Below are 25,216 nucleotides of genomic sequence, written 5' to 3'. Positions count from 1 at the left end.
GTCGAGCGGCGTCACGACTAGCGCTTTGACGCGGAATAAACGGGGCATTGTACCGCGTGGCCGGGGCGGCCCGATGGCGCCCCGTATCGCGAAGCCGTTGGCGACAGCCGCACCGACCCGACGCGCTCAAAACGAGACGAGCGGCCATGGGATCGCCGCCCGTCACGGCCCGCTTCGCAGGTTTGCTGCGAGCGGGTGCGTAGGCGCTCAGTCGTAGCGCCCCGTGCGCGCCATTTCCATGAGGCGCGCGATACGCTCCTCGGTAGCCGGGTGCGTAGAGAACAGATTCGCTATGCCGCCGGCCGCCAGCGGGTTCAAGATCATCATCTGCGCCGTCGTGGGATGCGCTTCGGCCGCGGCGAACGGAATGCCCGAGGCAAAACGATGGATCTTGTCCAGCGCGGAAGCAAGCGCCTGCGGATCGCCGGACAGTTGGGCGCCGCCGCGATCGGCCTCGAATTCGCGCGCGCGCGAGATGGCCATCTGGATCATCGCCGCCGCAATCGGCGCCAGCAGCGCGACCGCGATCCCGGCGATCGGATTGGTGGGACGCCCTTCTTCGTCTCGCCCGCCGAAGAACATCGCGAAGTTGGCAAGCGCCGAGATCGCGCCTGCCATGGTTGCCGAAATCGTCGAAATGAGAATGTCGCGATGCTTCACGTGCGACAACTCGTGGGCCATCACGCCGCGCATCTCGCGTTCGGACAGGACCCGCAAAATGCCGGTGGTCGCGGCCACCGCCGCGTGCTCGGGATTTCGCCCCGTGGCGAATGCGTTGGGCGCATCCTCGTTGATCAGGTAGACGCGCGGCATGGGCAATTGCGCCCGCGTCGCGAGCTCGCGCACCATGCGGTAGAACTGCGGCGCGCTGGTTTCATCCACTTCCTGCGCGTTGTACATGCGCAGGACCATCTTGTCCGAGAACCAGTACGAAAAGAAGTTCATCGCGAGCGCGATCACGAGCGCGAACATCATGCCGCGCGAGCCGCCGATCATGCCGCCGATCACGACGAACAGGGCCGTGATCGCGGCCATCAGCATCGCGGTTTTGACCCAATTGAACATGTGTGCTCCTATTTTCCGAATGCGCCCCGAACGACCGCCTCAACCCGAGTCGCCGCCAAAGCACCACTCAATTGTAAGCTATTTGTCAGAAACAAGTAGGGCGCGCGGCTAGCGCGTGGCCGTCGCCAGTTTGAGCCCCAAACCGACGAAGGCGCTGCCGACAACGCGGTCGAGCCACTTCTTCACGCCGGGCTTGCCGCCCAAACGGCGCGTCACGCCGCTCGCCACCCACACGAGGAACAAACACCAGACGACGCTCATCGCGATGAACACGCCGCCCAGCGTGAGAAAGGCCAGCTCCTTGTGTTCAGTCTCGCTCGACACGAACTGCGGAAAAAACGAGACGAAGAAAAGGACGACCTTGGGATTGAGCACGTTGGTCCAAAAGCCTTGCAGGAAAAGCTGCCGAAGGGACTTCGCCGCCAGCGCGGCGTCCGGCGCAGCGTCGCTTCGCGCCTCCTGCGATTTGCCTGCGGACGAGAAAGCGAGCCGCACGCCGAGGTAGATCAAATAGAGGGCGCCGGCGAACTTGATGACGGTGAACGCCGTGGCGGACGCAGCCAGCACCGCCGTCAAACCAAACGCGCAAGCGATCGTATGGACGCAGCAGCCCGTGCAGATTCCAAGCGCCGACATCAGCCCGGCGCCGCGACCCTGCGCGACGCTGCGACCCACGATGTACGCCGTGTCGGGGCCTGGCGTCACGTTGAGCAAGAAGACGGCGGCGACGAAGAAAGGAAAATGAACGATGCCGAACATGCTGGGGACTCCTCTGCCAAGTGCGTCGACCCTCCATGTTGGCATGGAGCGCCGGGGATGTGCATTCGTCTATTCGGCCAAGCCGCGCGCCATCGGTCCGAGTTCAGGCCATATCGGGCAGACGCAGCCGTTGGCCCGGCGCCAACGCGGCGCCCGCCAGGAACTCGCGGACGGGCAAGCGTTTGCCGCCCGGCTTTTGCAACTGCGTCAAGCGCAGCGCCCCTTCACCGCAAGCAACGACGACGCCTTCGGGCGAGACGTGGACGATCGTGCCCGGTTCGGCCTGGGCGGCAGCTTCGTTCGCCGCTTCGATGGGCTCGGCCGCCCACACCTTCAATGCCGTGCCGTCCTCGAGGGTGGCAACGCCGCCCGGGAACGGATCGAAAGCGCGCACCTGCCGGGCGAGCGCGGCGGCGCTTCGGCGCCAGTCCAGCGCCGCTTCATGCTTGCCGATCTTCTCCGCGTAGGTCGCCCCCTCGGCCGGCTGCGGCGTGGCGGGCAGGCTTCCCGTGCGCTCGAGGGTGGTGAGCGCATCGACGATGAGCCGCGCCCCTTGCGATGCGAGTTTGTCGTGCAGCGTGGCCGTCGTGTCGTGCGTGTCGATGGGCACGCGCGCGACCTCGATCATTGCGCCGGTATCGAGCCCCGCGTCCATTTGCATCAGCGTGATGCCCGTCTGCGCATCGCCGGCCTCGAGCGCTCGGTGAATCGGCGCGGCGCCGCGCCAGCGCGGCAAAAGCGACGCATGGATGTTGATGCACCCGTGCGGCGCGATGTCGAGCACCTCTTGCGGCAACAATAAACCGTACGCGACCACGACCATCACCTCATGGGGCGTGGCGCGCAACTGATCGATCGCTTGCGCCGCTTCAGCCGGGAATTTACCCGTGCGGCGCAGCGAAGGCGGCTGGGCGACGCACAGCCCATGTTCGAGCGCGTACCGTTTGACCGCGCTTGCCTGCAGCTTCATGCCGCGACCGGCCGGCCGGTCGGGCTGCGTCAAAACGAGCGGGACGGGAAAGCCGGCGCCATGAATGGCGGCGAGCGCCGCCGCGGCGAATCCGGGCGTGCCGGCGAAGACGACGCGCAATGTGTGGGTCATGGGATGAGCGAGAACGGCGTAAAACGGCCAGTCGGAGAGTGCATCACATCGCGTGCGCGAGTTTCTTCATCTTCGTCTTGATGCGCGTCTGCTTGAGCGGCGACAAGTACTCGACGAAGACGCGGCCCATCAAATGATCCATTTCGTGCTGGATGCAGACGGCCAACAGCCCTTCGCAATCGAGTTCGAATGGCTCGCCCTTCTCGTTCAGCGCCCGCACGCGCACCCGTTCGGCGCGCTCGACGCTGTCGTAGATGCCCGGCACCGACAGGCAGCCCTCTTCGTTGAGCTTGCGCTCGTCGCTCGACCAGACGATTTCCGGATTGATGAAGGCACGAAGTTGATCGTGCGTCTCCGAGACATCGATGACGATCACGCGCTCGTGCACGTCGACCTGCGTCGCGGCCAGGCCCACGCCGGGCGCGGCGTACATCGTTTCCGCCATATCGGCGACGAGCCTGCGGATACGCTCGTCGACGTTTTCGACCGGTTTCGCGATTTTATGAAGCCGCTTATCGGGATAGTTGAGGATGCTCAGTAAAGCCATGTTGTCAAAAGTGGTGGCGACGCTGCCGCGACGCGCGTTGAAGATCGACGATTCGGTAGGCCGTTCGGCCGGCTGGCGCCGCCCTCGGCAGCCCCCGAAGATAACGCCGAATCACGCACGCTTTGGGCGCCGCTCGCAGCGGCTGCAGCCAGGCGTGCCGGCAACGTCGGAGGTATTTCGGATGGTGAAAATTTTATCACGACGCACGGGACCGCGCAGGCGCTCGTGCGAAGTCGAGGCGCTATGCAGGCGCGACCGCTGACACCGGCGCAGTTGAGCGCCTGGCTCGCGTTGTCGTCGGTTCGCGGCTTGCCGCCGGCGCTGCTGCGCGAACTGCTGTGCACATACGGCGACGCGCAAGTGCTGATCGCGCAGCCGTTTAGGGCGCTGGCGGAAACGGCCGGCGCGCATGCCGCCCGCGCCGTGGCGGCGGCTGCGCGCCTTGACGTCGCCGCGCCTCTCGAGCGCACGCGCGCCTGGTGCACCGCGCCCGGTCACGCGCTCCTGACGCTCGACGATCCGGCGTACCCGCCTGCGCTGCTGACCATGCACGATCCGCCGCCCCTCCTTTATGTGCGAGGAGCACTGCACTGGCTGCACGCGCCGAGTCTCGCGATCGTCGGGAGCCGCAATGCCACGGCACAGGGCGTCGACGACGCCGGACGTTTCGCGCGCGAGCTTGCGGAATCGGGACTTGCAATCGTCTCGGGGCTCGCACTGGGCATCGACGCCGCCGCGCACACCGGGGCACTGGCGGCCGGCGGCGGCACGGTCGCTGTGGTCGGCACGGGCGCCGATCTCGTCTATCCCGCCCAGCACGGCGCGCTGGCGTGCGCGATCATCGAACACGGCGCCATCGTCTCGGAATGGCCGCTCGGCACACCGGCCAAACCTGCGCACTTTCCTCAGCGCAACCGCCTGATCGCCGGTATGAGCCAAGGCGTGCTCGTCGTCGAAGCGGCCCAGCGCTCCGGCTCGCTCATCACCGCCCGACTGGCCAACGAAATGGGGCGGGAGGTGTTCGCCATCCCAGGGTCGATCCACGCGCCGCTTTCGCGCGGTTGCCACCAGCTCATCAAGGAAGGCGCGAAACTGACCGAGTCCGTTCAAGACGTGCTCGACGAACTGCCCCCGGCTCTGGGGCGGCCGTCGGTTGCGCCGGAGGCGCCGGAGCGGCACCTAGCGGCAACCGGCCCAGACACCTCCGGCTCAACGGGGGGCGGCGAACCGGAACGCAATAGCCCGCAACGGGGCAACCGGCGGCGGGCGCGCAGCCGGCCGCGCCCGCCGCCTACGGCGCTACCGCTTTTCGACGGCCTACCCGTCGCGCCACACTATCGGACTGATGAGCCGGATCAGCGAGATCAACGCGAGCGCCCCGACAGACGGGTCAACGCCGACTATCTGGGCCGCGATCGGCCGAAGCGGCCGACCCAACCAAACCCGCCGAGCCAATTGACGCCAGCGCCCCGAGCCACCCTGTCGCCCGCCGCCGCGCGCGTGCTGGATGTGCTCGGGCATGCGCCCGCAGCGCTTGAAATTTTGGCCGTCCGCACCGAAATGAGCAGCGCTGTCCTCCAGGGCGCGCTCCTGGAGCTCGAGCTGCGTGGGCATTTAACCGTCTTGCCGGGCGGCCGTTACGTTCGGCACATACGCCGTTGACCCCGAACGACGGCAGAATCCGCCGTGCTACAGTCCTCGAATCGCTACAGGGATAGAAAGAAAGGAATGCATCATGCCCGCGCTGAACCTCGATACCGACGCTGACCGGATCGCCGAGCGCATCAACGAGCCAAGCACGCTGCTTGTCGCCTGCCTTTGCGCGCAATGGTGCGGCACCTGCCGCGAATACCGCGCGACGTTCGACGCTCTGGCCGATGCGCATCCCGAGATGTGCTTCGTTTGGATCGATATCGAAACGCACGCCGATCGCTTCGACGATCTGGACGTGGAAAATTTTCCGACGCTATTGATTGAAGACGGCGTCACGACCCGCTTCTTCGGCACCGTCTTGCCGCACGGCGCAATCGCCGACCGATTGCTGTCCGACCTGACCGCGCTGCCTGAGGCAGTGGGCGCGCCGAAGGTTCGCCCAGCCCTTGCAACGGCCTGAACCCTCCCGGTGCTCCACGCGGCGAGGCCGGCGCGCCACGGCACGATCCATGCGGCGCCAGCACGCCGGCTCGCCGCGGTCAACGGTCGAGCCGCCCGGGTGCTCGGGGCGCCAACGCATGCCGCCGGCCCGATGCTTTTTCGGTGGAACCGGACGCCGCTTTCGCGCCGTGTGCTATAAAGCGGTCGTTGAAGGGAACACAATCCGGGATCGGACCCCGGTCACTAAACTAATCCTGTCATGTCCAAAGCACTGATCATTGCGGAGAAGCCCTCGGTCGCGAACGATATCGCGCGCGCCCTCGGCGGCTTCACCAAACATGACGAGTACTACGAGAGCGACGAATACGTCCTCTCTTCCGCGGTCGGCCATCTGCTCGAGATCGCCGCCCCCGAAGAATATGAAGTGAAGCGCGGCAAATGGAGCTTCGCGCATCTGCCCGTCATTCCGCCGCACTTCGACCTCAACCCGATCGCAAAAAGCGAGTCGCGGCTGAAGGTATTGACCAAGCTGATCAAGCGCAAGGATGTCGAACGTCTGATCAATGCCTGCGACGCGGGGCGCGAGGGCGAGCTCATCTTCCGGCTCATCGCGCAACATGCGAGTGTCAAGAAGCCGGTTCAGCGTCTCTGGCTGCAATCGATGACGCCGGCCGCGATCCGCGACGGTTTTGCGCATCTGCGCAGCGACGCCGACATGCAACCGCTCGCCGATGCCGCGCGCTGCCGTTCCGAGGCCGACTGGCTAGTCGGCATCAACGGCACCCGAGCGATGACCGCGTTCAACAGCAAGGGCGGCGGCTTCTTCCTGACCACGGTCGGGCGGGTGCAAACGCCGACGCTGTCGATCGTAGTCGAGCGCGAAGAGAAGATTCGGCACTTCGTGCCGCGCGACTATTGGGAAGTGCGCGCGCAGTTCGTCTGCGCGGGCGGCTTCTACGAGGGCCGCTGGTTCGATCCGAAGTTCAAGCGCGACGAATTCGATCCGGAAAAGCGCGATTCGCGCCTCTGGAGCTTGCCTGCGGCCGAAACGGTCGTGGCCGCTTGCCGCGATCAAATCGGCACGGTGTCTGAGGAATCGAAACCGTCGACCCAGCTGTCGCCGGCGTTGTTCGACCTGACGAGCTTGCAACGCGAGGCGAACGGCCGCTTCGGCTTCTCGGCCAAAAACACGCTCGGGCTCGCCCAAGCGCTGTACGAAAAGCACAAAGTCCTCACCTACCCGCGTACCGATGCACGCGCGCTGCCCGAGGACTATATCGGCACGGTCAAGAGCACGCTCGAAATGCTCAAGGAGAGCAACAATTACCTGCCGTTCGCAAAGCAGGTGCTCGACAAGAACTGGGTCAAGCCGAACAAGCGCATCTTCGACAATTCGAAGATCAGCGATCACTTCGCCATCATCCCGACGCTGCTGGCTCCGAAAGCGCTCTCGGAACCGGAGCAGAAACTTTACGACCTCGTCGTCAAACGCTTCCTCGCGGTGTTCTTCCCGGCCGCCGAGTACCGCATTACCACCCGCATCACCGAAGTGGTCGGGCATCACTTCAAGACCGAAGGCAAGGTGCTGGTCGAACCGGGCTGGCTGCAGATCTACGGTCGCGAATCGAGCGGCGAGGATGCCAACCTCGTGCCGGTGCAGAAGGACGAAAAGGTCAAGACCGACGAGATCGCCGCGCATGGCCTGACGACCAAGCCGCCCGCACGCTATAACGAAGCGACGTTGCTCTCGGCGATGGAAGGCGCGGGCAAGCTCATCGAGGACGACGAACTGCGCGAGGCAATGGCCGCCAAGGGCCTGGGCACACCGGCCACGCGCGCCGCCATCATCGAAGGGTTGCTCGGCGAGAAATACCTCGTGCGCGAAGGCCGCGAGTTGATTCCGACCGCGAAGGCATTCCAGTTGATGACGCTGTTGCGCGGCCTAGGCGTCAAGGAATTGACGGCGCCCGAGTTGACCGGCGAATGGGAATACAAGCTTGCGCAAATGGAGCGAGGCAAGCTTGCGCGCGATGCGTTCATGCAGGAAATCGCCCGCATGACGCAAACGATCGTCAAGCGTGCGAAGGAATATGACTCGGACACGATCCCGGGCGACTACGCGACGCTGAGCACCCCGTGCCCGAACTGCGGCGGCCAGGTCAAAGAGAACTACCGGCGCTTCGCTTGCACACAGTGCGAATTCTCCATCTCGAAAATCCCGGGCAGCCGCCAGTTCGAAGTCGACGAAGTGGAAACGCTGCTTAGCGAGAAGCAAATCGGGCCGTTGTCGGGCTTTCGCAGCAAGATGGGCCGGCCCTTCTCGGCCATTCTGAAGCTGACGTTCGACGACGAAACGAAGAACTACAAGCTCGAGTTCGACTTCGGCCAGGATCAGGGCGGCGAAGATGGAGAGGCACCCGATTTTTCCGAGCAGGAAAGCGTCGGCGCGTGCCCGAAGTGTCACGCCCGCGTGTTCGAGCACGGCATGAGCTACGTGTGCGAAAACTCGGTCGCCAATCCGAAGACATGCGATTTCCGCTCGGGCAAGGTCATCTTGCAACAGGAGATCGCGCGCGAGCAGATGGCCAAATTGTTGGGCGAAGGGCGCACCGATTTGCTCACGGGCTTCAAGTCGTCGCGCACGGGCCGCAATTTCAAGGCGTATCTCGTCAAGCAAAGCGACGGCAAGATCGGCTTCGAATTCGAGAAGAAGGAGCCTTCGGCCAAGACGGCCGCCAAGACGGCGGCCCGAGCGGCCGCCGCGGGCAACGCACCGGCCGACGAAGCGGACGAGCCGGCCAAAACCGCTCCGGCGAAGAAGGCCGCGGCCAAGACGGCGTCGAAAACGGCGGCGAAAAGCGCCCCTGCCAAAACGCCGGTCAAGCGAACGGCAGCCCGAAAGGTCAACGCCTGACGAGCAGAGGCCAAGCCTCGCGAACGCCAAGGCGGCGCGAGGGACGACGAAAACGAGCGCCCTAGAGCGCTCGTTTTTTATTTCGGCCGGATCGCTGCGGTGAGCCGGCGCCTCACCGACTCACCGCGCGCAAGCGAACTTGCCTGCAACCTCAAAGCGGCGACGGTGTGCTGACGCGGCCACGCGGCGGTCGCGCCATCTTACGCGGCGGCCCATCGTGCCGGCCGCCGAATGCTTCGGTTTCGGCTTCGACTTCGAACGCTTCGTCGTCAACGGCTTCGGCCGGCTCCAACGGCTCCGCCGAAGCGCGGGAAGCCGTCGGATCCTTGAGCCATAGCTCGCCAAGCGTCCCATTCGGCGTTTGGCTGAAATGCTCGACCAGGTGGTCGATAAAGGTGCGCACCTTGGCCGGCAAATGGCGGCGGCTCGGATAGCCGATATTGATTTCCACCTGGGGCAGCCGGTAGTCCGACAAGACGCGCACGAGATTGCCGCGCGTCGCATCGCTGCCGATCAGATAGCTCGGCAAAATCGCGATGCCCATGTCGAGCAACGCAAACTGCCGCAACATTTCCGTGTTGTTCGCGATGATCACGTTCGAGGGCCGCACGCGCACTTCGCCCTCCGGCCCCGTGAAGACGCGCTCGTCGCCCCAATATTCGGTGGGCAAACTCAAGCACGCATGATCGAGCAGTTCCTCCGGCCGCGTGGGTGTGCCGTGCTTTTCCAGATAGGCAGGCGTGGCGCAGACGATCATGCAGCCCGTCGTCAGCCGGCGCGTGACGATGCTCGCGCTGCGCACTTTTTGGGCGATGACGATCCCGACGTCGAAGCCCTCCTCGACCAGGTCGACGCTACGATCGACGAGCGTGAGATCCGGCACCACTTGCGGAAAGCGCTGGGTGTAGGTTTGCAAGACGGGCGCGAGATTGTGCAGCCCGAACACGACCGGTGCGACGATTCGTAGCGTGCCGACAGGCTCGTGGTTGCGGGCGACGACCATCTGCTCGACATCTTCGAGCTCATCGAGGATTTGACGGGCACGTTCGAGATAGACCTGGCCCGACTCCGTCAGCGAGAGGCTGCGCGTGGTGCGGTTGAGCAGGCGTGTGCCGAGCCGGCCTTCGAGGTCGGCCACATGGCGCGTAGCCACAGCGTTGGAGATGTCCATCGCGCTGGCCGCACGCGCGAAACTGCCAAGATCCGCCACCTTCACGAATACACGCATTGACTGCAAATGATCCATTGACGACTCCTGCCGCTTGTTGTTACTCAGAAAAAAATTTCCGAGCCAATCCGTAATTGTCCTACGACTTTGAAACGGACGCAGAGTTGCGCGCGCAGCGAATTTTTATTTCGTAGCAAGAAACAAGCGGTCGGATCGATTGCGGAAGATGGGCGGCAAAATCGGACGAAAAGCGGGTGCACGACAAAAAAACCGCCCGAAGGCGGTTCTTGGTCGATCTTTGTGTGCAAACGACGCGGTGTGGCCGCACCGCCCGCCGCGATCCATGCGATCTTCGCAGACGGAGCGGCCGGCGCCGAGGGAGCCCTCTAATCGAGCCCCAAAATCGTCAAGCGGAGGCCAGCCGGCTTTCGATTTGTGCTTTCGTCTCGGTGAGCGCCGCGGGCAGCCGCTGCCGAAGCGAATCGAAGAACTCGGCGTGCAGCGACAATTCGCTGCGCCAATCGGCATCGTCGACCGAGATGACCTGCTCGAACTGCTCGCGCGTGAACTCGAGCCCGTTCCAGTCGATGTCCTCGTAGCTCGGCGACACGCCGAATGCATGCTCGACGCCTTGCGCTTTCCCTTCGATGCGCCCGATCATCCAACGCAGCACGCGCATGTTTTCGCCGAAGCCCGGCCATACGAACTTGCCATCCGGCCCTTTACGGAACCAGTTGACGCAGAAAATCTTCGGCAGCTTCGCGCCTAGCCCGTCGAGCCGTTCGCCCACGTTCAGCCAGTGGTCGAAATAATCGCCCATGTGGTAACCGCAGAACGGCAGCATCGCGAACGGGTCGCGCCGCACGACGCCTTGCTTGCCTGCGGCGGCGGCAGTCGTTTCGGAGCCCATCGTTGCGGCCATGTAGACGCCTTCGACCCAATTGCGCGCCTCGGTCACGAGCGGCACCGTGCCCGAGCGACGGCCGCCGAAGATGAACGCATCGATCGGCACGCCCGCCGGATTTTCCCAATCGGGATCGATCGAGGGACACTGCGAAGCGGGCGCCGTAAAGCGGGCATTCGGGTGCGCGGCCTTGCGGCCCGTTTCCTTGGCAATCTCGGGCGTCCAATCGTTGCCCTGCCAGTCGATCAGATGCGCAGGCGGCGTATCCGTCATCCCTTCCCACCAGACATCGCCGTCGTCGGTCAACGCCACGTTCGTAAAGATCACGTTCCGCTTGAGCGTGGCCATCGCATTGAAGTTCGTCTTCTCGCTCGTGCCCGGTGCGACGCCGAAGTATCCGGCCTCCGGGTTGATCGCATAAAGACGCCCGTCCTTGCCCGGCTTGATCCACGCGATATCGTCGCCGATGGTCGAAATCGACCAGCCGTCCATCGAGCGAGGCGGAATCAGCATGGCAAAATTCGTCTTGCCGCACGCCGACGGGAACGCCGCGGCCACACGGTACTTACGGCCCTCGTTCGAGGTCACCGTGAGGATCAGCATGTGTTCGGCAAGCCAGCCTTCCTTGCGTCCCATCGTCGAAGCGATACGCAGCGCGAAGCACTTCTTGCCTAGCAGCGCATTGCCGCCATAGCCCGAACCGAAGCTCCAGATCTCGCGCGCCTCTGGGAAATGCACGATGTATTTGGTCGGATTGCAGGGCCACGCGACATCGGCTTGACCGGCCGCGAGCGGCGCGCCGACCGAATGGACGCACGGCACGAAATCGCCGTTCTCGCCCAGCACGTCGTACACGGGGCGGCCCATGCGCGTCATGATGCGCATGTTGACGACCACATACGGACTGTCCGTCAACTCGACGCCAATATGCGCGATGGGCGAGCCGACCGGCCCCATCGAGAACGGCACGACGTAGAGCGTGCGGCCTCGCATTGCCCCGTCGAAAAGACCGTCGAGCGTCGCGCGCATCTGAGAAGGCTCCATCCAGTTATTGGTGGGCCCCGCATCGTCGCTGTATTCCGAACAGATGAAAGTGCGGTCCTCGACGCGAGCGACGTCGGACGGATCCGAGCATGCGAGGTACGAGTTCGGCCGCTTCTCCGGGTTCAGGCGCTTGAGCGTGCCGGCCTGGACCATCTGTTCGCACAGGCGATCGTATTCTTCCTGCGAACCGTCGCACCAGAGGACGCGATCGGGCTTCGTCAGGGCGGCGATGCGGTGGACCCAGTCAATCAGCCCGCGATGTTTGACGTAAGCGGGCGCTTCAACTGCGGCAGGGTCTCCAAGGGCGGAATGATTCATCGAGCTGTCTCCGTTTTGTGATCGTTAAGAAGGAAACGGGTATCGCTCGCTGACGCTGCATGCGAGAGGCGCGTTCATGCGCGTACGCTGCGCGCGAGAACGAGTGCGTCAGGAGCGGGAAAGGTTGCCGGCCCATGGGCGCGGCATGCGCGATAACGGCGCGTCGGGGCGCGCGGAGGCAATTGTCGGCTTGCGCGCGGGCGCGACAAGCTGTTAAAAAGACGCAGTCCTGCCTAGTGAAAGCCTTGAGCATCGTGACGAGCTTCGTTGCATCGCTCATGCCAGCTTGTGCTCCTGTGACAGGTTGGAACCGAGAAGCATATCACTCCGTCTATAGCGTGCATCGTGCGCTGCAAAACTCACTTCCCTTGCTTATGAAGATTGCCATTCTCGACGACTATCAGGACGCCGTCCGCAAACTCGATTGCTTCCAACTACTGACCGGCCATGACGTCAAAGTGTTCAATAACACCGTGCGCGGGCTCGGTCAGTTGGCCAGCCGGCTCGCCGAAGTCGACGCGCTGGTGCTGATTCGCGAACGCACGCGCGTCACGTCGCAACTACTCGACAAACTGCCGCATCTGCGCATGATCAGCCAGACGGGCAAGGTGTCCAACCATATCGATCTGAGCGCCTGTACCGAGCGCGGCATCGCCGTGCTCGAAGGCGTCGGCTCCCCGATCGCGCCCGCCGAATTGACGTGGGCTCTCATCATGGCCGCGCAGCGGCGCATTCCGCAATACGTGGCGAACCTGAAACAGGGCGCCTGGCAACAATCGGGGCTCAAAACATCGGCCTTGCCGCCGAACTTCGGGTTGGGCACCGTGCTGCGCGGGCATACGCTGGGCGTTTGGGGCTACGGCAAGATTGGCCGACTCGTTGCCGGCTACGGTAAAGCTTTCGGCATGCGCGTGTTGATCTGGGGCCGCGAGCACTCGCTGGAAGCGGCGAAGAGCGACGGCTACGAGGTGGCCGCGAGTCGCGAAGCGCTATTCGAAGAGAGCGATGTGTTGACGCTGCATCTGCGCTTGCATGACGACACACGCGGGATCGTCAAGCAAGCCGATCTGCTGCGGATGAAGCCGACGGCGCTGTTCGTCAATACGAGCCGGGCCGAATTGCTGGAAGAAAACGCGCTCGTCAATGCGCTCTCCCACAACCGGCCGGGGATGGTCGCAATCGATGTCTATGAAAGCGAGCCGATCCTGCAAGGCTACGGCCTCCTGCGGATGGAGAACGTGATCTGCACGCCGCACATCGGCTATGTCGAGCGCGAAAGCTACGAGCTGTACTTCAGCGCGGCATTCAAGAATATTCTTGCGTTCGATGAAGGCGATATGGCGAGCGTCGTCAATCCGGAGGCGTTGAGCGTGGTGCGGCGGCGCTGAGGGCGCTAATCGTCGTTTGTTTGCTACGTCGAGTTTTCGCGGGCCGGGGTGGGCTGCCGGTGGGCGCGGGCGTCCGTCGGCCCGGCTGCGTTGGCTGCGTTGGCTCGTCGATCAAGCCTGCTGGACGGCGAGCTCCGAGAGTTGCGGCAAGCGCTCGAGGAAGGCTTCGCCATCCGCACGGCCGAGGTCGTAAGCCGGTCTCATCAGCGCGGGCTGCGTGTAGTCCCAGCTCGAGATCGGCACTTTCCGCGACGGCTGCACGTAGAGCCTTTGTTGCGAGCCGTGCGAGATCACGAACGTTTGCGGCCGCGGGTAGCGGCGCGTGACCATGACGAGCACGCGGCCTGGCGTTGCGTCGAGCGCGTCGACGGGTACGTTGTCGACCATGCCGCCGTCGAGCACGGGCCGGCCGTTGCGCCGCAGAACGGGCGTGAACGGCGGCGTGCAGGACGATTGCAAGATGAGGTCGGCCAGTTCGTCGACGACCAGGCAATCTTGTGCGCGCACGAATTCCGGGCGAAAGCCGAGCGAGCGCCCCAGAGTCGGGTGCAGCACTTTGCGAACGTGCTTGTCGATGTTGTAGGCGATAAGGCCCGCGGCGACCGATGCGCGGGCGCCGAGCCAGCGCGGGACGCGCGAGACGCCGATGCGAATTTCGGGCGCGCTGGCGAGCTTGGCGAACGGTTCGCCGTAAATGTCGAGCAATGCGCGGCGATAAATCTGGTAGTGCGGAAATACGGCTGCGCCACGCCGCCATAGGTTGCCCCAATAGACGTTCTTCTTATTGTGGCGAAGCACGTCTTCGTAATAGCGCATGACCCACTCGGAGTCGCGCGTATAGAGCATGCATGCTGTCGCCGCGCCGGCCGAGATGGCCGTGATGACGCGCGGCGCGAGTGCGAGTTCGGGCTGGACGACATCCCAGAAGCCGGCCTGCCACCAGCAGCGGTTGCCGCCGCCTGCGAACACGACCTGATCGAACATGGCTGATTCCTTTTCGGTGGCGCGCGTGCGGTGAATGGGGGCGCCCGTCAGTTGATGAGCGAGTACGTAGTCGTCGCGTGAACGGCCATCTTGCCTTCTTCGTCGACGAGCTCGATTTCGCCAAAGACCAGATTGCGGCCCATGCGCAGCACGCGGGCCGTGACGAGGACATCGCCCTTCCGTACGGCGCGCATGAAGTTGATATTCAGGGAGACCGTCGTCATAGGGCGAAATTCGCCGAGCGCGGCCGAAATGGCGACGATCATCGCCGTATCGGCCGCGGCCATGAAGACTTGACCGCAGATGACGCCGCCGGAGTGGCGCAATTCGCCTGAAAACGGCAGCTTTAGCGTGGCGCCTTCGTCAGAGACGGACACCGGCTTGAGCGCGAGCGAGCGCACCCACGGAGCCAGGACGCGATCGAGCAGTTCGAGGACGGCGGATTCGGTCATTGGGGCCTCCTGTCGGGCGCGGGTGCGGGCGGTGCTTGCTTCGGGGTTCGGGTTCTGCGGTCGTGCTTCGCAGCCATGCCTCGCGGCAAAGCGCCGCGTCGCGGTGGCGACATGATACCGGGGACGCAAAGATCGTATGTTTGACTGGAGCAAGGCGCTCCCCTGACGGCAGCCCATCCAGGGGCGATCCGCGAAGATTTTTTGGGAAACCGACGAAAAGGGGCTAGGCAAGCACAAAAAAGTCCTGCATAATTCGCAGTCTCTTGGGGGCGTTAGCTCAGTTGGTAGAGCAGCGGACTCTTAATCCGTAGGTCGAGTGTTCGAGCCACTCACGCCCCACCAAGGAATTCAAGGGCTTAGCAGCGATGCTAAGCCCTTTTTCTTTGCCGACTGTCAACGAAGTGTCAACGGCGCTGTTGTGCTGCGTCGCCCTGAGTCATCGCCTCGATTTCGTTGGTATCCCACTTCCCACGACGCATGGCTTCGACCAGCATGCCCAACGTTAAGGGCACGAGTTCCGGCCGGCGAAAACGCTTCGCAAACAGCCCCAGGAACGACGAGAGCAGTTGCTGACCTTCCGGGCCGAAGTAGCGCCTGTACGGAAAGCCCTGCGCCTGCACGTTAAACGTCTCGGCCCATTTATCGATGAATTCGACAGCGTCAAGCCCCGTAAGGCCGAGGTCTTCCTCAAGGCGTGACGCAGGCTGCAAGTTCAGTTGGCCTCCAAATAGAGGCCGGCCGAGTTCTTCTCGTGCGAACGCCTCTAGGCGCTCCCAAGTTGTATCGTTCATAGGGACAGCCGGTCATCCTGTTTCGCAAGGCGGTTGTAGGTCACCACTGTATTACGCATGATCATGAAAGCGTCTCGTGCCAAGAACAGTTCGCCGATGACCGGCACCGCTCGGCCGACGAACGCGCCGAGATTGCGCGTAAACGCGATTCGGACGCCACTAAGTCCGACCTTGGTAATCATCGGCAGCCGTACGCGCACCTTGAAAGGCAACAGCTTGCGAGCAGTTAGCGAAGCGACCGATGTGCCCGCGGTCGCGCCTGCAACTTTGCCGGGTACGGGCACGTCGGCCTGACCGAGCAACACAGCGGACGCGGCAGCTAAGTCATCTAGGCCGAGCTGGTTTCGGGTCTCATCGATTGCCACATAGACAAACAGGTCAGCGGGCGTGAGATTTTGGTGGATGCCGTATGTGTACCGGTTATCGCTCATTCTTTTCTCCGTTCAGCTCGCGTGGGACGCTGCTCTCTCAGCGTTTAAAACCCCGCGCGAAGCCGGTACTTTACACGAGCGAGACATGCGCCTGCCGGGACGCGGAAGCTAGTCGGACGAATCTTCTTCATCGTCCTTTTCCTCTTTCCATGTGGTGATCTCTCTGTCGGTGAGAATTGTCTCGAGCGTGGCGTGGTTGTATTTGATATCGGTCTTTCGATGCACCTCTTCGAAAGCAAGCTCAATCCGGTATCGGTTGACGTGCGCGTGAAACTCTTCCAATGGCACCTCGATCATCGCGGCCCGTTCGGGCAACTTCGCGTCAAGTATGCGAACGATAACTGCAACGACGAGCGAGCTGTCCGCTTCGAGGTCGTTGCCGTTTTCCAGCATTCCATCAGCTGACGCCGCGAGCCAGGTTAGCCACTCGTCGGTAAGGTTTCGCGGTAGGCATGCGTCCGGTTCTACGTCAAGCAGCTCGCGCTTCAGTCTCGTCAGCATTCTTCGCTCCGATCAGGGTTAGTGGGTTGAGACGCCGGGCCTGTTCCAAGTGGTTTGGTGCGAGGTGTGCATACCGCATGGTCATTGTCAGGCTTTGATGACCGAGAATTCTTTGAAGCGTTAGGATGTTTCCGCCATGCATCATAAAATGCGACGCGAACGTGTGACGGAGTACGTGTGTGAGTTGCCCATCGGGCAACTTGATCTTCGCGCGCTTGACGCCGCTTCGAAACGCTGCAAAACAAGTCGAGAAAATTCGATCGCCTACCCCGTGCTCGTCATGATGCGCGATTAGGCGGGCAGATAGGCACCACGCTTACTACCGTGCACGCGGTAGCAAGCGTGGCGCTTAAAAACTTTTGGAGAGAGGAACATATGCGCACCGTAGAGCGGATTCTGGAGATGACGCTACCGCCGATGACCGAGAAGGATTTTGAAATGGCCCGCGTTGCAAACTTCCTTAACGTGTCGCGCCCATTCGTGATCAAGGAAATCAAGGCCGGCAAGCTCAAGCACCGTATTGTCGGAACGCATCGTCGAATCGTGTTTGAGGATGTCATCGCGTATGCCCGCCAGATGCGCCCAAGGCAAGTCGGTGCGTTAGACAAGTTGGCGGCGAACGCCCAAGAATTGGGCCTAGATTTATTAACACGGGCGGCCACATACGATTCCGGTCGCCGACTCGCGGATGAGCATGGCGACCAGGGGACTTTTTGCTGGCAAGGTTGACTGAATGGCCTCTTCTTCTGTGTGCCGAGCAGCCTCCCCACTCGGGAGGTCGCCCGGCCTGCGGCATCCCGCGTATCGATACCATCCGCAACATCCTCAACGCCCTTACGGCATCGCGGCCCGAATCGCGCGATCACACAACATACGCAACGCGATAAGCCCCTCATCGCCAGCAAAGTCGCCTATCACCAACCCCTACCCCATGCCGCCCCTACGGCCTGGCAACATGCCAAACCCCGGCAAACCCATCCCCGTTCTTCTGACCAGACATTTTGTCGCCCGCGAAGCGATAAAGCGGATGCCCTTCATAAGTCCACTGGTGTTTGCCATCGGCGGCGTCAATGAGCCCCCACTGCCCGTTCGGCTTGTCGTACGCATCGGCGAGCGCGGCAGGCCATTTCGCCACGCAGCCGCCGGTGCAGGCACTTTTGCCCGGGGTCGTGTCTTTGTCGAACGTATAAAGCGTCATGCCTTCGTCGTCGACAACCATGCCGTTCGCGATCTTCGGCGGCTCGGCGAACGATGCGGTCGAAACGGTCGATACGGCGCAAGCTACGACGCACAGCAAGGTCTTGATCATGATCGGTCTCCTGATTCCAAACGGGAACGCAATGATTAGGGATTCGTCCGTTCCCTGACGAATTCGACGTGAATTCTCATATGGACATCGTCGCCCACCGCGGTGGGCCACCTCGAAAGTCCGAATGCCGCTCGGCTGAACTGGCCGTCAGCGGAAAAAGCAAGCGGTGGCGCATCGCCGGGCGCACCGGGCGGCGCTTCATCGAACGTCACGACGAGCACGACCGGGCGCGTCCTCTTACGAATCGTCAGTTGGCCCTCCAAGAGTCCCCTCGAGGCGCCCGTGCGCTCGAACCGGGTGCTGACGAAGCGAATCGATGGGTAGCGTGCCGCATCGAGCATGTCGTCGCCTTCGACGATCCCAGCCACGAACGGCATGTTCGCTTCGAGGCTCCCCGCGTCGATCGTCACGCTCACGCGCGCCGCGGCAAGGCCATCCTCGCCCCCCGCGAGCTGCGCTTGCATGCGACCGAACCGCATCGATAGCCGCGAGTGCCACAAGTACTTGACGTCGAACGCAACGCCCGATCGCACGGGGTCCAGCCGATACTGCTCCAGCGGGACGCCGTCGCTTGCACTGCCTGCCGCAGCGGCAACGCCCATCGCCGCGCAGGCGACGCACGTCACCCGCACGATTGCCTTTGCCCAATTACCGAAAACACCCATAGTCCTCTCGTGGCCGCGCGTATCGTCCCGCGTCATGCGTCTCTAGCGCCACTGCTCGGGTTGGCCGCCGAAATCGCCGCAAACGTCCACAGCGATGGCACGCAGTCGGTCCTCCGCAATCTCTCCAGAGAGCGCATAAGCCGTGTGGCGGCTCACCCAGTAATACGTGCGGCGCTCGCCCTCGCGCCAGAGCCGGACCGGCGCCTCACGAGGCGCCGCCGCGCTTACATAAAGCGCAAGTCTTTCGCCGTTGCGGCTTTCATACATGAACTGGGCAGCCGGGCCGCCGCCCGTGCCCGGCAACAATCTCCCGCCGAGGAACGAATAGCCGTACTCGTCGAGGGAAGGCACCGAAAGGGGCCGATTCAAGCGCTTCGACAGCCAGTCGACGAGCGCTCCTTCGCGCGCGGCGACGACTTCAACCGCATGTTGTCGCTCAGGGGAGTACACCGCATAGGCGAGGTCGGCCTGCCGAACGAATGCCATCTGCGTTGCCGGCGGGGCGCGATAGGCCCCAAGGCCACCGGCAAACCACGCGAGCGCAGCGCCAGCTGCGAGCGAGCATGCGGCTAGAGCGGCTTGCCGCCACCACGGTGTGCGTGTGCGCAATATGATGCAGGGGCCGTTCGTTTGCGCCGCGGGGTCGGCGAACAGCGCACGCAAGGCGGCCCGCTGCGCGCGGTAATGCATTACGCGACTCGCCGCATCGGGGTCGGCCGCGAGCCGGTCGGCGACAGTCCGGCGTTCCGCTTCCGGCAGCTCGCCATCGACGAACGCCGAAAGCGCGTCGAGTTCCGTCTCGCTGAAACCATCCGTAGGCGTGGGGCTACGATCGTCGCTCATCTGGCATTTCTCACTGCTTTCAAAGAGGCCGCGTGACGCGGTGAACCGTCCGCCAGCAAATTCCGCATATGCTCGCGGGCACGCGCCAGCCGTGACATCACGGTACCGATCGGCACACGGAGCACCGTCGACACCTCCTGGTAACTCAACTCTTCGACGCAGACGAGCAGAAGCACTTCCCGGTGCTCGAGCGGCAAACGGTAGAGCATGCGCTGCACGTCGCGCAGCATGAGCGAATCGACCTGACCGCTCGGCGCCTCCAGCCCCTGCCACAGCGCATGTTCGCTATCGATCGCGATTTCGCGGCGCGCACGCAGCTGATCGATGTAGAGATGGCGCAGAATCGTCAGAAGCCATGCGCGCAGGTTGCTGCCAGGGCGAAACACGCGCACGCGCGTGAGCGCACGCTCGGCCGTGTCCTGCACCAAGTCGTCCGCCCAAGCGGAATCGCCCGTCAACGCGCGTGCATACCGCCGCAACTGCGGAAGCCAGCCGACGACGTCAGCTTCGAAGCTCACCGGGATGCACCGCGGTCAGTAGCCACCGCTGCCGCTGCCGCCACTGCTGCCGCCACTACTGCCGCTGCCATAGCCGCCACTCGGCGATTGTCCCGACGACGACATGTCGCTCATCGATCCGCAGCCAGCGGACAAGGCGAGCGCAAGCACGGTGAATACGGCAAAAAGCATCCGCATCGATCTCATCTCCGCCTCCTAATGGTCCAAGAACATGGCATAAACGGTCCGCGCACATACCTTATTCCATGGAAGCAGAAAAAAATCGGGGCGTGTGTAGGCAGGGGGACACTATCCGTCCTTTGAACGACGGCTCTTTTACCGGCTAAAGTTCTCGCATGGCGGCGGGCGGGTTCGGGCCGGTGGCGGGTCGGCATTGCCGTGATCGCCCGTCCACCGCGGGCTAGCGCCGCTACCTTCGAGGGGACACATCACATGACAAGATTCGTTTTGGTGCCAGGCGGTTGGCACGGAGGTTGGGCGTTCGACGCCGTCAGCAAACTGTTAGTCAGCAAAGGGCACGAAGTGCAGGCGCTCACGCTCTCGGGGCTCGGTGAAGATGCTTCGACCGGTATCAATCTAGACCGTCATATCGACGACGCGGTTCAAGCGCTTCGCGAGCGCGATGCCCGCGCGGCGCTCGTGGGTCATTCATACGGGGGAATGGTCATCACCGGCGCGGCGGACAAGGAACCGGCTCGTGTCGCCGCCCTCGTCTACGCGGACGCCTATGTTCCGGACGACGGTGCATCGCTATGGTCGATCACCAGCCAGATCTATCGGGAACGATTCATAGCGGGGGTGGCCGCGGACGGCTTGAATTGCGCGCCCCCAGCGCACCTCGACAGCCGATGCCGCCCTCATCCCATCGCCACCTTCTTGCAGGCGATCAAACTAACCGGCAATTGGCGCAATGTCCCCAGCAAAACCTTCATCGCCGCGTTCGGCTGGGAGGCAAGCCCGTTCCTCGGCCTGTACGAACGTCTGCGACTCGATCCCGAATGGGTCACGCATCGGCTGGACTGCGCACACGATATTGCGCGGCTCGCTCCCGAGGCGTTCGCCGACATTCTCTTGAAGACTTTGGCGACGACGTGAGACAACCTGCATGCAACATGTGCGAGGATGCGGCCTAGACGTCCTCGCGCGACCGACGGGGGCCGTGCGATTCGACGATAGATCGAACGCTCTTGCGGCGAAGCGCTGCTTATCGCCACTGCGTGACGAGGCGCCTTGGAGCGATTGGCGTTATGACGTCGATTTCAACAAATGTGAGGAGACCATGCCATTTCAAGCGGTTCCTGGACGCGACGACGGATCCGGCGGCAATTTTCCGGCCGAACTGAGGACTTTTTTCAATCAATGCGGTTCACGGCACTACAACGGATGCCTGAAATTCTCCGACAGCCGCCACCGGGAGCGAGTCGTCCCGATCTTCCATGATGACTGTCTAGAAGGGAAACCGGAGACATACGCACTCTTGCAACGGCTTCGCAAAGCGATGCGGGTGAACAGCCTCGCCCACAGCTTCGAAGTCGACGCGCGCTCGATACATCAGAATGAACACGGCTATTTGCCGTTCAAGGACGATGCGCCTGCATCCCGGCACGAGGTCAGCGCGCCAGTGATCCGCAACGCCGCGATCACCGTCGGCGCATTACCGCACAACCAGGCATCGGCTAGCGCTGCCACGAAAGGGCAATTCATGGAATACACGTGCCAAGACGGTATGCACGTGCAATGCCGATTCGTAGTCGACTACCGTTTCGGTTTCGTCTATATGACCTTCGGGCACTATCATGCGGATTCGTTTGCGTTACTGATCCGCTCTCCGGCGGAATTGTACTTCGAGGTCATGCCGACACTCTCTGCGCTAGATGCCCGTTTCGTGCAATAAAGGCAGCGAGGATAGGCCGTCCGCGACGATTGGTTCAATCAACCGAGGAATCGCAATCCAGACGGCATTGCCGTACTCGATTCTGCGATGATTGGCGAGAATCCATCCTGCCTGGACCAAGCATGGAACTTCGGCATCTTCGCTATTTCATCGCCGTCGCCGAGTTGCGCAGCGTGCGTGCGGCGTCCGAGCAGTTGCACGTGACGCAGCCTGCCATCTCCCGCCAAATCCAGGACCTCGAAGAGGCCGTCGGCGCTGCGTTGTTCGAGCGCACGCCGCGCGGCCTGACGCTGACGCCCGCAGGCGATGCGTATCTGTCGGAAGCGCGCGAGATCCTCGCCCGCGTCGATGGCGCGAACCGGCTCGCGCGCCGCATCGCATCAGGCGTGCAAGGCCACTTGCGCATCGGCTTCGTCGAAAACGCCGCTTGGAGCAGCATCGTTGCGCAGGCGTTGGGCGCTTTCGAGCAAGCTGCGCCCAATGTTGCACTCGAACTCACGCCGATGAACACGCCCGAACAACTCGACGCGCTAGCCGCGGGGCGGCTCGACGGCGGTTTCTGCTATCGCTTCGGTGCCCTGCCCGAAGGCATCGGCAGCGTGCATGTACTCGATCAGAACGTCGTGCTGGCGGTGCCCGAAGCATGGCCGCATGGCAGCGCGGGGCCGGTCGCCGCTCATGAACTCGCCGGCAAGCCGTTCATTGCATTCCCGCGCCGCGTCTACCCGGCGTACTACGACCGCCTGCTGTCCGCCTGCGCCGAACGTGGACTCACGCTGGATATCAGACAGGAGGCATCGACGGAAACCGCGATTCTTTCGCTCGTATCGGCTGGGATGGGTGCGGCCATCGTCAACGCGGCAAATGTCGACCGGCCGCCGCCGCGCGTGCGCTTCGTTCAATTGCAGGATCTGTCGGTGCCGTTGCCGCTCGATTTCTGTTTCGTCACGCAGCAGGTCAATCCTGCGCTAGCGCGTTTCGTGCAATTCCTGGGATAGCGGCGACTGCGCCTCGATGCCTGAAAAGCATCACCCGCCGCAGAAAACGGCATTGGCCGGACGTTTTTTCGTCACCGATAGTAAAGACACCCCAGACTCTTTACTGTTCGCGCCATGTCTCGCTCCCCTACGCTCATCGCCACCGATATCGACTACGAACGCGCCGGCTTCCAAACCGGGAGCCTGCGTCTGCCTTATTCACACGACAGGTCGGCATACGGCCATGTGCCGATTCCCCTCGCCGTGCTCAACGCGGGCGCCGGCACGGGCCCGACCGTGCTGCTGACCGGCGGCAATCACGGCGACGAATACGAAGGGCCCGTTGCGCTGATGAAGCTGATGCAGCGCATGCCGGCAATGGCGATACGCGGCCGCCTGATCCTGATTCCGGGCCTGAATTTCCCCGCCTTCGTCAACGGCACTCGCACGTCGCCGATCGATCGCGGCAATCTGAACCGGCTCTTCCCCGGGGCGCGCAACGGCCAACCCACGGAGATGATTGCCCATTACGTGGAGACCGAGCTGCTGCCGCGCGCCGATGTCGCCATCGATCTGCATGCGGGCGGAGCGTCGTTCGAGCACCTGCCCACGCTGCTCGCCTCGCCCCCCGCCGAAGGACAACGCCGCGCGCTGTACATGGATCTCGTCCGCGAGTTCGGCACGCCGCACACGATGCTCATGGATCTGCTCGGCGAGGATCGCACCTTCGCCGCAGCCGCCGAACGACACGGCAAGCTGTTCTTCTGCGGCGAGTTCGGCGGCCATGCGGGCTGCGATGCGGCGAATCTGGCAATCGTCGAAAACGGCTTGGAGCGCGTGTTGCACCGGCTCGGCGTGCTGTCCGAGGGACGGCCCGCGCCGGCTGGCAAGACGCGCTTCCTGCGCGTGGAAGGCGCACGCCATTATGTGTATTCGCCGCTTGCCGGCGTATTCGAACCCGCATTCAAGCTAGGAGATCAGGTGCGCGAAGGCCAACTCGCCGGGCGTCTATACGATCCGCATCGTCCGTGGCAAGCACCGCTCGACATCGCGTTTCGAAGCGATGGCACGGTGATGTGCATGCGCACCTTCGCACGCGTGGAGCCGGGCGACTGCATCGCACTGCTCGCATCCGAAGCCCACGCGGACAGCGCCACGGCAATCGATATCGGAGTCCGCAAATGAGCGCTCACCCTGTTTCGACCCAACCCGCCGGCGACGTCGCGCCTTCGTCGTCTTACGGCGACGTGCGCCATCCCGGGTACGTCGTCATGCTCTTTTTCGTGTGCTTTGCTTTTTCGTATCTGGACCGGCAGGTGGTCAGCATTCTCGTTCAGCCGATCAAGCAATCGCTCGCGCTCACCGATACGCAAATCGGCTTGCTGCAAGGCTTTTCGTTCACCATGTGCTATGCGACGGCCGGTGTATTCGTCGCTCGGATCGTCGATCGCGGCAACCGCGTGAAACTGATCGCCGCCTGCGTCGCGATCTGGGCCGTGTCGACGATGGCGTGCGGGTTCGCCGCCAACTTCACGGAACTGCTGCTCGCTCGCGCCGGAACCGCCGTCGCCGAAGCCGCGCTCAGCCCCGCCGCCCTGTCGATCTTCAGTGACATCTTTGCGCCGCGCCGCGTGGCGCGCGCGAGCAGCATGTTCATGCTCGGACCGTATGTGGGCGGCGGCGCCGCGCTGTTCGGCGGCGGCATGCTTCTGACGGCAGCGGCGGCGGGAGAGCGCCACGCATGGCTCGGCGCACACGGCTTCGCGCCGTGGCAGGCGGTGTTCGTCGCGGTCGGTCTGCCCGGCCTGCTGCTGGCCGCGCTCGTTGCGTTCACGGTCCGCGAACCGGTGCGGCTGGAGACGAGCGTGTCGGGTGCGCACACGCGGGGCGAGATGCCTTCGCTGCGCGAAGTGCTCGCCGAACTATTCGTGCGCAATCGCTTCTGCGTGCCGTATTTCGCGGCGTATGTCGCGTTGATCACGCTGTTCTACTCGCATGCCGCCTGGTTTCCCACCTTGCTGATGCGCCATTTCGGTCTCGCGCCGAAACTCGTCGGACAAATGGCCGCGCCCGCGTACATGCTCGGCGGCATGTCGGGCGTGGCCTGCGCGGGGCTGCTTGCAAGTCGCGTCACCGATGACACCACCTTGCGCAAGGTGCTCGGCTTCTCCGCGTGCGCGGTGGCGTTGCTGGTGCCCGCCGCCGTCGCGATGCCGCTCGTCGGCAGCAGCGGCCTCGCCATCGTGCTCTACGGGGTCAGCGCATTCACCGCCAGCATCGCCATGGGACTCGCGCCCGTGCCGCTGCAAATTGCCGTGCCCAACCGCATGCGCGGCCGTTCTTTGGCGCTGCTCGTCTTCATGACCAATGCGATCAGCGGCGGCGTCGGCCCCCTGTCCGTCGGCTATTTGAACGAGCGGCTCGGGCAGACGGGCACGAGTCTTGGATGGGCATTGGCGCTCGTCGGCGGCGGCTCCGCATTCATCAGCGCGATACTCTATGCAGTGGCGGCGCGACGCGTGACTGCCGCAACCTCGAACTGAAAGTT

At 63.4% G+C, this 25,216-nt stretch carries 26 protein-coding genes, 1 tRNA gene and 1 pseudogene; 11 read left to right on the top strand and 17 right to left on the bottom strand.

Annotated features, from left to right (window positions below):
- Positions 1-207: 207 nt before the first annotated feature.
- The 4 genes from htpX to def form a co-directional block, all read right to left on the bottom strand.
- The gene (htpX, locus tag QQS38_RS06760; RefSeq protein WP_479644611.1) at positions 208-1,065 is read right to left on the bottom strand and encodes a zinc metalloprotease HtpX; all 858 of its coding nucleotides are present in this window, start codon (positions 1,063-1,065) and stop codon (positions 208-210) included.
- A 108-nt stretch (positions 1,066-1,173) separates the two neighbouring features.
- Positions 1,174-1,824 carry a LysE family translocator gene (locus QQS38_RS06755; protein WP_479644610.1) on the bottom strand — a complete coding sequence of 217 codons (651 nt, stop codon included), beginning with the start codon at positions 1,822-1,824 and terminating at the stop codon, positions 1,174-1,176.
- A gap of 103 nt (positions 1,825-1,927) precedes the next feature.
- Complete coding sequence (gene fmt / locus QQS38_RS06750; RefSeq protein WP_479644609.1) at positions 1,928-2,926, bottom strand: methionyl-tRNA formyltransferase; 999 nt, start codon at positions 2,924-2,926, stop codon at positions 1,928-1,930.
- Between the two features lie 43 nt (positions 2,927-2,969).
- Complete coding sequence (def, locus tag QQS38_RS06745) at positions 2,970-3,473, bottom strand: peptide deformylase (protein ID WP_479644608.1); 504 nt, start codon at positions 3,471-3,473, stop codon at positions 2,970-2,972.
- A 243-nt stretch (positions 3,474-3,716) separates the two neighbouring features.
- On the opposite strand from def, the gene dprA reads away from it, so the two are divergent.
- The 3 genes from dprA to QQS38_RS06730 all read left to right on the top strand — a co-directional run bounded on the left by dprA (position 3,717) and on the right by QQS38_RS06730 (position 8,481).
- Positions 3,717-5,135, top strand: coding sequence for a DNA-processing protein DprA (gene dprA, locus QQS38_RS06740; protein ID WP_479644607.1), 1,419 nt, complete (start codon positions 3,717-3,719; stop codon positions 5,133-5,135).
- Positions 5,136-5,208: 73 nt separating this feature from the next.
- Positions 5,209-5,586: a thioredoxin family protein gene (locus tag QQS38_RS06735; RefSeq protein WP_479644606.1), complete on the top strand. Its 378-nt coding sequence runs from the start codon at positions 5,209-5,211 to the stop codon at positions 5,584-5,586.
- A gap of 240 nt (positions 5,587-5,826) precedes the next feature.
- On the top strand, positions 5,827-8,481 hold the full coding sequence (locus QQS38_RS06730) for a DNA topoisomerase III (protein WP_479644605.1): 2,655 nt from the start codon (positions 5,827-5,829) through the stop codon (positions 8,479-8,481).
- Positions 8,482-8,754: 273 nt separating this feature from the next.
- Here the strand turns inward: QQS38_RS06730 and QQS38_RS06725 are convergent.
- Together QQS38_RS06725 and QQS38_RS06720 are read right to left on the bottom strand one after the other, a co-directional pair.
- Positions 8,755-9,727 (bottom strand): annotated as a pseudogene (locus QQS38_RS06725) (LysR family transcriptional regulator); the annotation flags it as partial.
- 328 nt (positions 9,728-10,055) lie between these two features.
- On the bottom strand, positions 10,056-11,915 hold the full coding sequence (locus QQS38_RS06720; RefSeq protein ID WP_479644604.1) for a phosphoenolpyruvate carboxykinase (GTP): 1,860 nt from the start codon (positions 11,913-11,915) through the stop codon (positions 10,056-10,058).
- Between the two features lie 374 nt (positions 11,916-12,289).
- On the opposite strand from QQS38_RS06720, the gene QQS38_RS06715 reads away from it, so the two are divergent.
- Positions 12,290-13,303 (top strand): D-2-hydroxyacid dehydrogenase family protein, encoded by a 1,014-nt coding sequence (locus QQS38_RS06715; RefSeq protein WP_479644603.1) that lies wholly within the window; start codon positions 12,290-12,292, stop codon positions 13,301-13,303.
- A 111-nt stretch (positions 13,304-13,414) separates the two neighbouring features.
- Here the strand turns inward: QQS38_RS06715 and QQS38_RS06710 are convergent, their stop codons facing one another.
- Both QQS38_RS06710 and QQS38_RS06705 read right to left on the bottom strand, forming a co-directional pair.
- On the bottom strand, positions 13,415-14,287 hold the full coding sequence (locus QQS38_RS06710) for a patatin-like phospholipase family protein (RefSeq protein WP_479644602.1): 873 nt from the start codon (positions 14,285-14,287) through the stop codon (positions 13,415-13,417).
- Positions 14,288-14,334: 47 nt separating this feature from the next.
- Positions 14,335-14,739, bottom strand: a complete 405-nt coding sequence (locus QQS38_RS06705) for a PaaI family thioesterase (RefSeq protein WP_479644601.1) — start codon at positions 14,737-14,739, stop codon at positions 14,335-14,337.
- A 266-nt stretch (positions 14,740-15,005) separates the two neighbouring features.
- On the opposite strand from QQS38_RS06705, the gene QQS38_RS06700 reads away from it, so the two are divergent.
- Positions 15,006-15,081, top strand: a tRNA-Lys gene (locus tag QQS38_RS06700).
- Between the two features lie 62 nt (positions 15,082-15,143).
- On the opposite strand, the gene QQS38_RS06695 is transcribed toward QQS38_RS06700, so the two are convergent.
- The 4 genes from QQS38_RS06695 to QQS38_RS06680 form a co-directional block, all read right to left on the bottom strand.
- Positions 15,144-15,530 carry a DUF1493 family protein gene (locus QQS38_RS06695; protein ID WP_479644600.1) on the bottom strand — a complete coding sequence of 129 codons (387 nt, stop codon included), beginning with the start codon at positions 15,528-15,530 and terminating at the stop codon, positions 15,144-15,146.
- A complete protein-coding gene (locus QQS38_RS06690; RefSeq protein ID WP_479644599.1) occupies positions 15,527-15,961 on the bottom strand; it encodes an STM2901 family protein in 435 nt (144 codons plus the stop codon). Before QQS38_RS06690 ends, QQS38_RS06695 begins: the two co-directional genes overlap by 4 nt.
- 108 nt (positions 15,962-16,069) lie before the next feature.
- Entirely contained in the window at positions 16,070-16,462 is a 393-nt protein-coding gene (locus tag QQS38_RS06685; protein WP_479644598.1) for a hypothetical protein, read from the bottom strand.
- Positions 16,431-16,718 (bottom strand): tyrosine-type recombinase/integrase, encoded by a 288-nt coding sequence (locus QQS38_RS06680; protein WP_479644983.1) that lies wholly within the window; start codon positions 16,716-16,718, stop codon positions 16,431-16,433. The genes QQS38_RS06685 and QQS38_RS06680 overlap by 32 nt, the downstream gene beginning before the upstream one ends.
- A 119-nt stretch (positions 16,719-16,837) precedes the next feature.
- On the opposite strand from QQS38_RS06680, the gene QQS38_RS06675 reads away from it, so the two are divergent.
- A complete protein-coding gene (locus QQS38_RS06675; RefSeq protein WP_479644597.1) occupies positions 16,838-17,191 on the top strand; it encodes a helix-turn-helix domain-containing protein in 354 nt (117 codons plus the stop codon).
- 211 nt (positions 17,192-17,402) lie between these two features.
- On the opposite strand, the gene QQS38_RS06670 is transcribed toward QQS38_RS06675, so the two are convergent.
- The 5 genes from QQS38_RS06670 to QQS38_RS06650 are packed head-to-tail and all read right to left on the bottom strand — an operon-like array spanning position 17,403 to position 19,983.
- Positions 17,403-17,771, bottom strand: coding sequence for a COG4315 family predicted lipoprotein (locus QQS38_RS06670; RefSeq protein WP_479644596.1), 369 nt, complete (start codon positions 17,769-17,771; stop codon positions 17,403-17,405).
- A gap of 35 nt (positions 17,772-17,806) precedes the next feature.
- Positions 17,807-18,436: a YceI family protein gene (locus tag QQS38_RS06665; protein ID WP_479644595.1), complete on the bottom strand. Its 630-nt coding sequence runs from the start codon at positions 18,434-18,436 to the stop codon at positions 17,807-17,809.
- A 42-nt stretch (positions 18,437-18,478) separates the two neighbouring features.
- Positions 18,479-19,279, bottom strand: coding sequence for an anti-sigma factor family protein (locus tag QQS38_RS06660; RefSeq protein ID WP_479644594.1), 801 nt, complete (start codon positions 19,277-19,279; stop codon positions 18,479-18,481).
- Positions 19,276-19,797 carry a sigma-70 family RNA polymerase sigma factor gene (locus tag QQS38_RS06655; protein WP_479644593.1) on the bottom strand — a complete coding sequence of 174 codons (522 nt, stop codon included), beginning with the start codon at positions 19,795-19,797 and terminating at the stop codon, positions 19,276-19,278. Before QQS38_RS06655 ends, QQS38_RS06660 begins: the two co-directional genes overlap by 4 nt.
- A gap of 15 nt (positions 19,798-19,812) precedes the next feature.
- The gene (locus QQS38_RS06650) at positions 19,813-19,983 is read right to left on the bottom strand and encodes a hypothetical protein (protein ID WP_479644592.1); all 171 of its coding nucleotides are present in this window, start codon (positions 19,981-19,983) and stop codon (positions 19,813-19,815) included.
- A gap of 246 nt (positions 19,984-20,229) precedes the next feature.
- On the opposite strand from QQS38_RS06650, the gene QQS38_RS06645 reads away from it, so the two are divergent.
- From QQS38_RS06645 to QQS38_RS06625, 5 genes are all read left to right on the top strand, one after another.
- Positions 20,230-20,892 (top strand): alpha/beta fold hydrolase, encoded by a 663-nt coding sequence (locus QQS38_RS06645; protein WP_479644591.1) that lies wholly within the window; start codon positions 20,230-20,232, stop codon positions 20,890-20,892.
- A 64-nt stretch (positions 20,893-20,956) separates the two neighbouring features.
- The gene (locus QQS38_RS06640; protein WP_479644590.1) at positions 20,957-21,691 is read left to right on the top strand and encodes a hypothetical protein; all 735 of its coding nucleotides are present in this window, start codon (positions 20,957-20,959) and stop codon (positions 21,689-21,691) included.
- 122 nt (positions 21,692-21,813) lie between these two features.
- On the top strand, positions 21,814-22,689 hold the full coding sequence (locus QQS38_RS06635; RefSeq protein WP_479644589.1) for a LysR family transcriptional regulator: 876 nt from the start codon (positions 21,814-21,816) through the stop codon (positions 22,687-22,689).
- A 114-nt stretch (positions 22,690-22,803) separates the two neighbouring features.
- On the top strand, positions 22,804-23,853 hold the full coding sequence (locus tag QQS38_RS06630) for a succinylglutamate desuccinylase/aspartoacylase family protein (RefSeq protein ID WP_479644588.1): 1,050 nt from the start codon (positions 22,804-22,806) through the stop codon (positions 23,851-23,853).
- Positions 23,850-25,211 (top strand): MFS transporter, encoded by a 1,362-nt coding sequence (locus tag QQS38_RS06625; RefSeq protein WP_479644587.1) that lies wholly within the window; start codon positions 23,850-23,852, stop codon positions 25,209-25,211. The genes QQS38_RS06630 and QQS38_RS06625 overlap by 4 nt, the downstream gene beginning before the upstream one ends.
- The last annotated feature ends 5 nt before the right edge of the window (positions 25,212-25,216 follow it).

This window comes from Trinickia sp. Z7 (assembly GCF_056498045.1).
Note: the sequence above shows the minus strand (reverse complement) of the source record. Positions and strands in the feature narration are given on the sequence as shown.

Bases quoted from the DNA above. Each gene is read 5' to 3' on its own strand.
- QQS38_RS06630 (WP_479644588.1), top strand. From the start codon at position 22,804: ATGTCTCGCTCCCCTACGCTCATCGCCACCGATATCGACTACGAACGC.
- QQS38_RS06695 (WP_479644600.1), bottom strand. From the start codon at position 15,530: ATGAACGATACAACTTGGGAGCGCCTAGAGGCGTTCGCACGAGAAGAA.
- QQS38_RS06665 (WP_479644595.1), bottom strand. From the start codon at position 18,436: ATGGGTGTTTTCGGTAATTGGGCAAAGGCAATCGTGCGGGTGACGTGC.
- QQS38_RS06755 (WP_479644610.1), bottom strand. From the start codon at position 1,824: ATGTTCGGCATCGTTCATTTTCCTTTCTTCGTCGCCGCCGTCTTCTTG.
- QQS38_RS06670 (WP_479644596.1), bottom strand. From the start codon at position 17,771: ATGATCAAGACCTTGCTGTGCGTCGTAGCTTGCGCCGTATCGACCGTT.
- QQS38_RS06710 (WP_479644602.1), bottom strand. From the start codon at position 14,287: ATGTTCGATCAGGTCGTGTTCGCAGGCGGCGGCAACCGCTGCTGGTGG.
- dprA (WP_479644607.1), top strand. From the start codon at position 3,717: ATGCAGGCGCGACCGCTGACACCGGCGCAGTTGAGCGCCTGGCTCGCG.
- QQS38_RS06730 (WP_479644605.1), top strand. From the start codon at position 5,827: ATGTCCAAAGCACTGATCATTGCGGAGAAGCCCTCGGTCGCGAACGAT.
- def (WP_479644608.1), bottom strand. From the start codon at position 3,473: ATGGCTTTACTGAGCATCCTCAACTATCCCGATAAGCGGCTTCATAAA.
- QQS38_RS06635 (WP_479644589.1), top strand. From the start codon at position 21,814: ATGGAACTTCGGCATCTTCGCTATTTCATCGCCGTCGCCGAGTTGCGC.
- QQS38_RS06625 (WP_479644587.1), top strand. From the start codon at position 23,850: ATGAGCGCTCACCCTGTTTCGACCCAACCCGCCGGCGACGTCGCGCCT.
- QQS38_RS06690 (WP_479644599.1), bottom strand. From the start codon at position 15,961: ATGAGCGATAACCGGTACACATACGGCATCCACCAAAATCTCACGCCC.
- QQS38_RS06735 (WP_479644606.1), top strand. From the start codon at position 5,209: ATGCCCGCGCTGAACCTCGATACCGACGCTGACCGGATCGCCGAGCGC.
- QQS38_RS06705 (WP_479644601.1), bottom strand. From the start codon at position 14,739: ATGACCGAATCCGCCGTCCTCGAACTGCTCGATCGCGTCCTGGCTCCG.
- QQS38_RS06660 (WP_479644594.1), bottom strand. From the start codon at position 19,279: ATGAGCGACGATCGTAGCCCCACGCCTACGGATGGTTTCAGCGAGACG.
- QQS38_RS06715 (WP_479644603.1), top strand. From the start codon at position 12,290: ATGAAGATTGCCATTCTCGACGACTATCAGGACGCCGTCCGCAAACTC.
- QQS38_RS06645 (WP_479644591.1), top strand. From the start codon at position 20,230: ATGACAAGATTCGTTTTGGTGCCAGGCGGTTGGCACGGAGGTTGGGCG.
- QQS38_RS06650 (WP_479644592.1), bottom strand. From the start codon at position 19,983: ATGAGATCGATGCGGATGCTTTTTGCCGTATTCACCGTGCTTGCGCTC.
- QQS38_RS06720 (WP_479644604.1), bottom strand. From the start codon at position 11,915: ATGAATCATTCCGCCCTTGGAGACCCTGCCGCAGTTGAAGCGCCCGCT.
- fmt (WP_479644609.1), bottom strand. From the start codon at position 2,926: ATGACCCACACATTGCGCGTCGTCTTCGCCGGCACGCCCGGATTCGCC.
- QQS38_RS06685 (WP_479644598.1), bottom strand. From the start codon at position 16,462: ATGCTGACGAGACTGAAGCGCGAGCTGCTTGACGTAGAACCGGACGCA.
- htpX (WP_479644611.1), bottom strand. From the start codon at position 1,065: ATGTTCAATTGGGTCAAAACCGCGATGCTGATGGCCGCGATCACGGCC.
- QQS38_RS06675 (WP_479644597.1), top strand. From the start codon at position 16,838: ATGCGCACCGTAGAGCGGATTCTGGAGATGACGCTACCGCCGATGACC.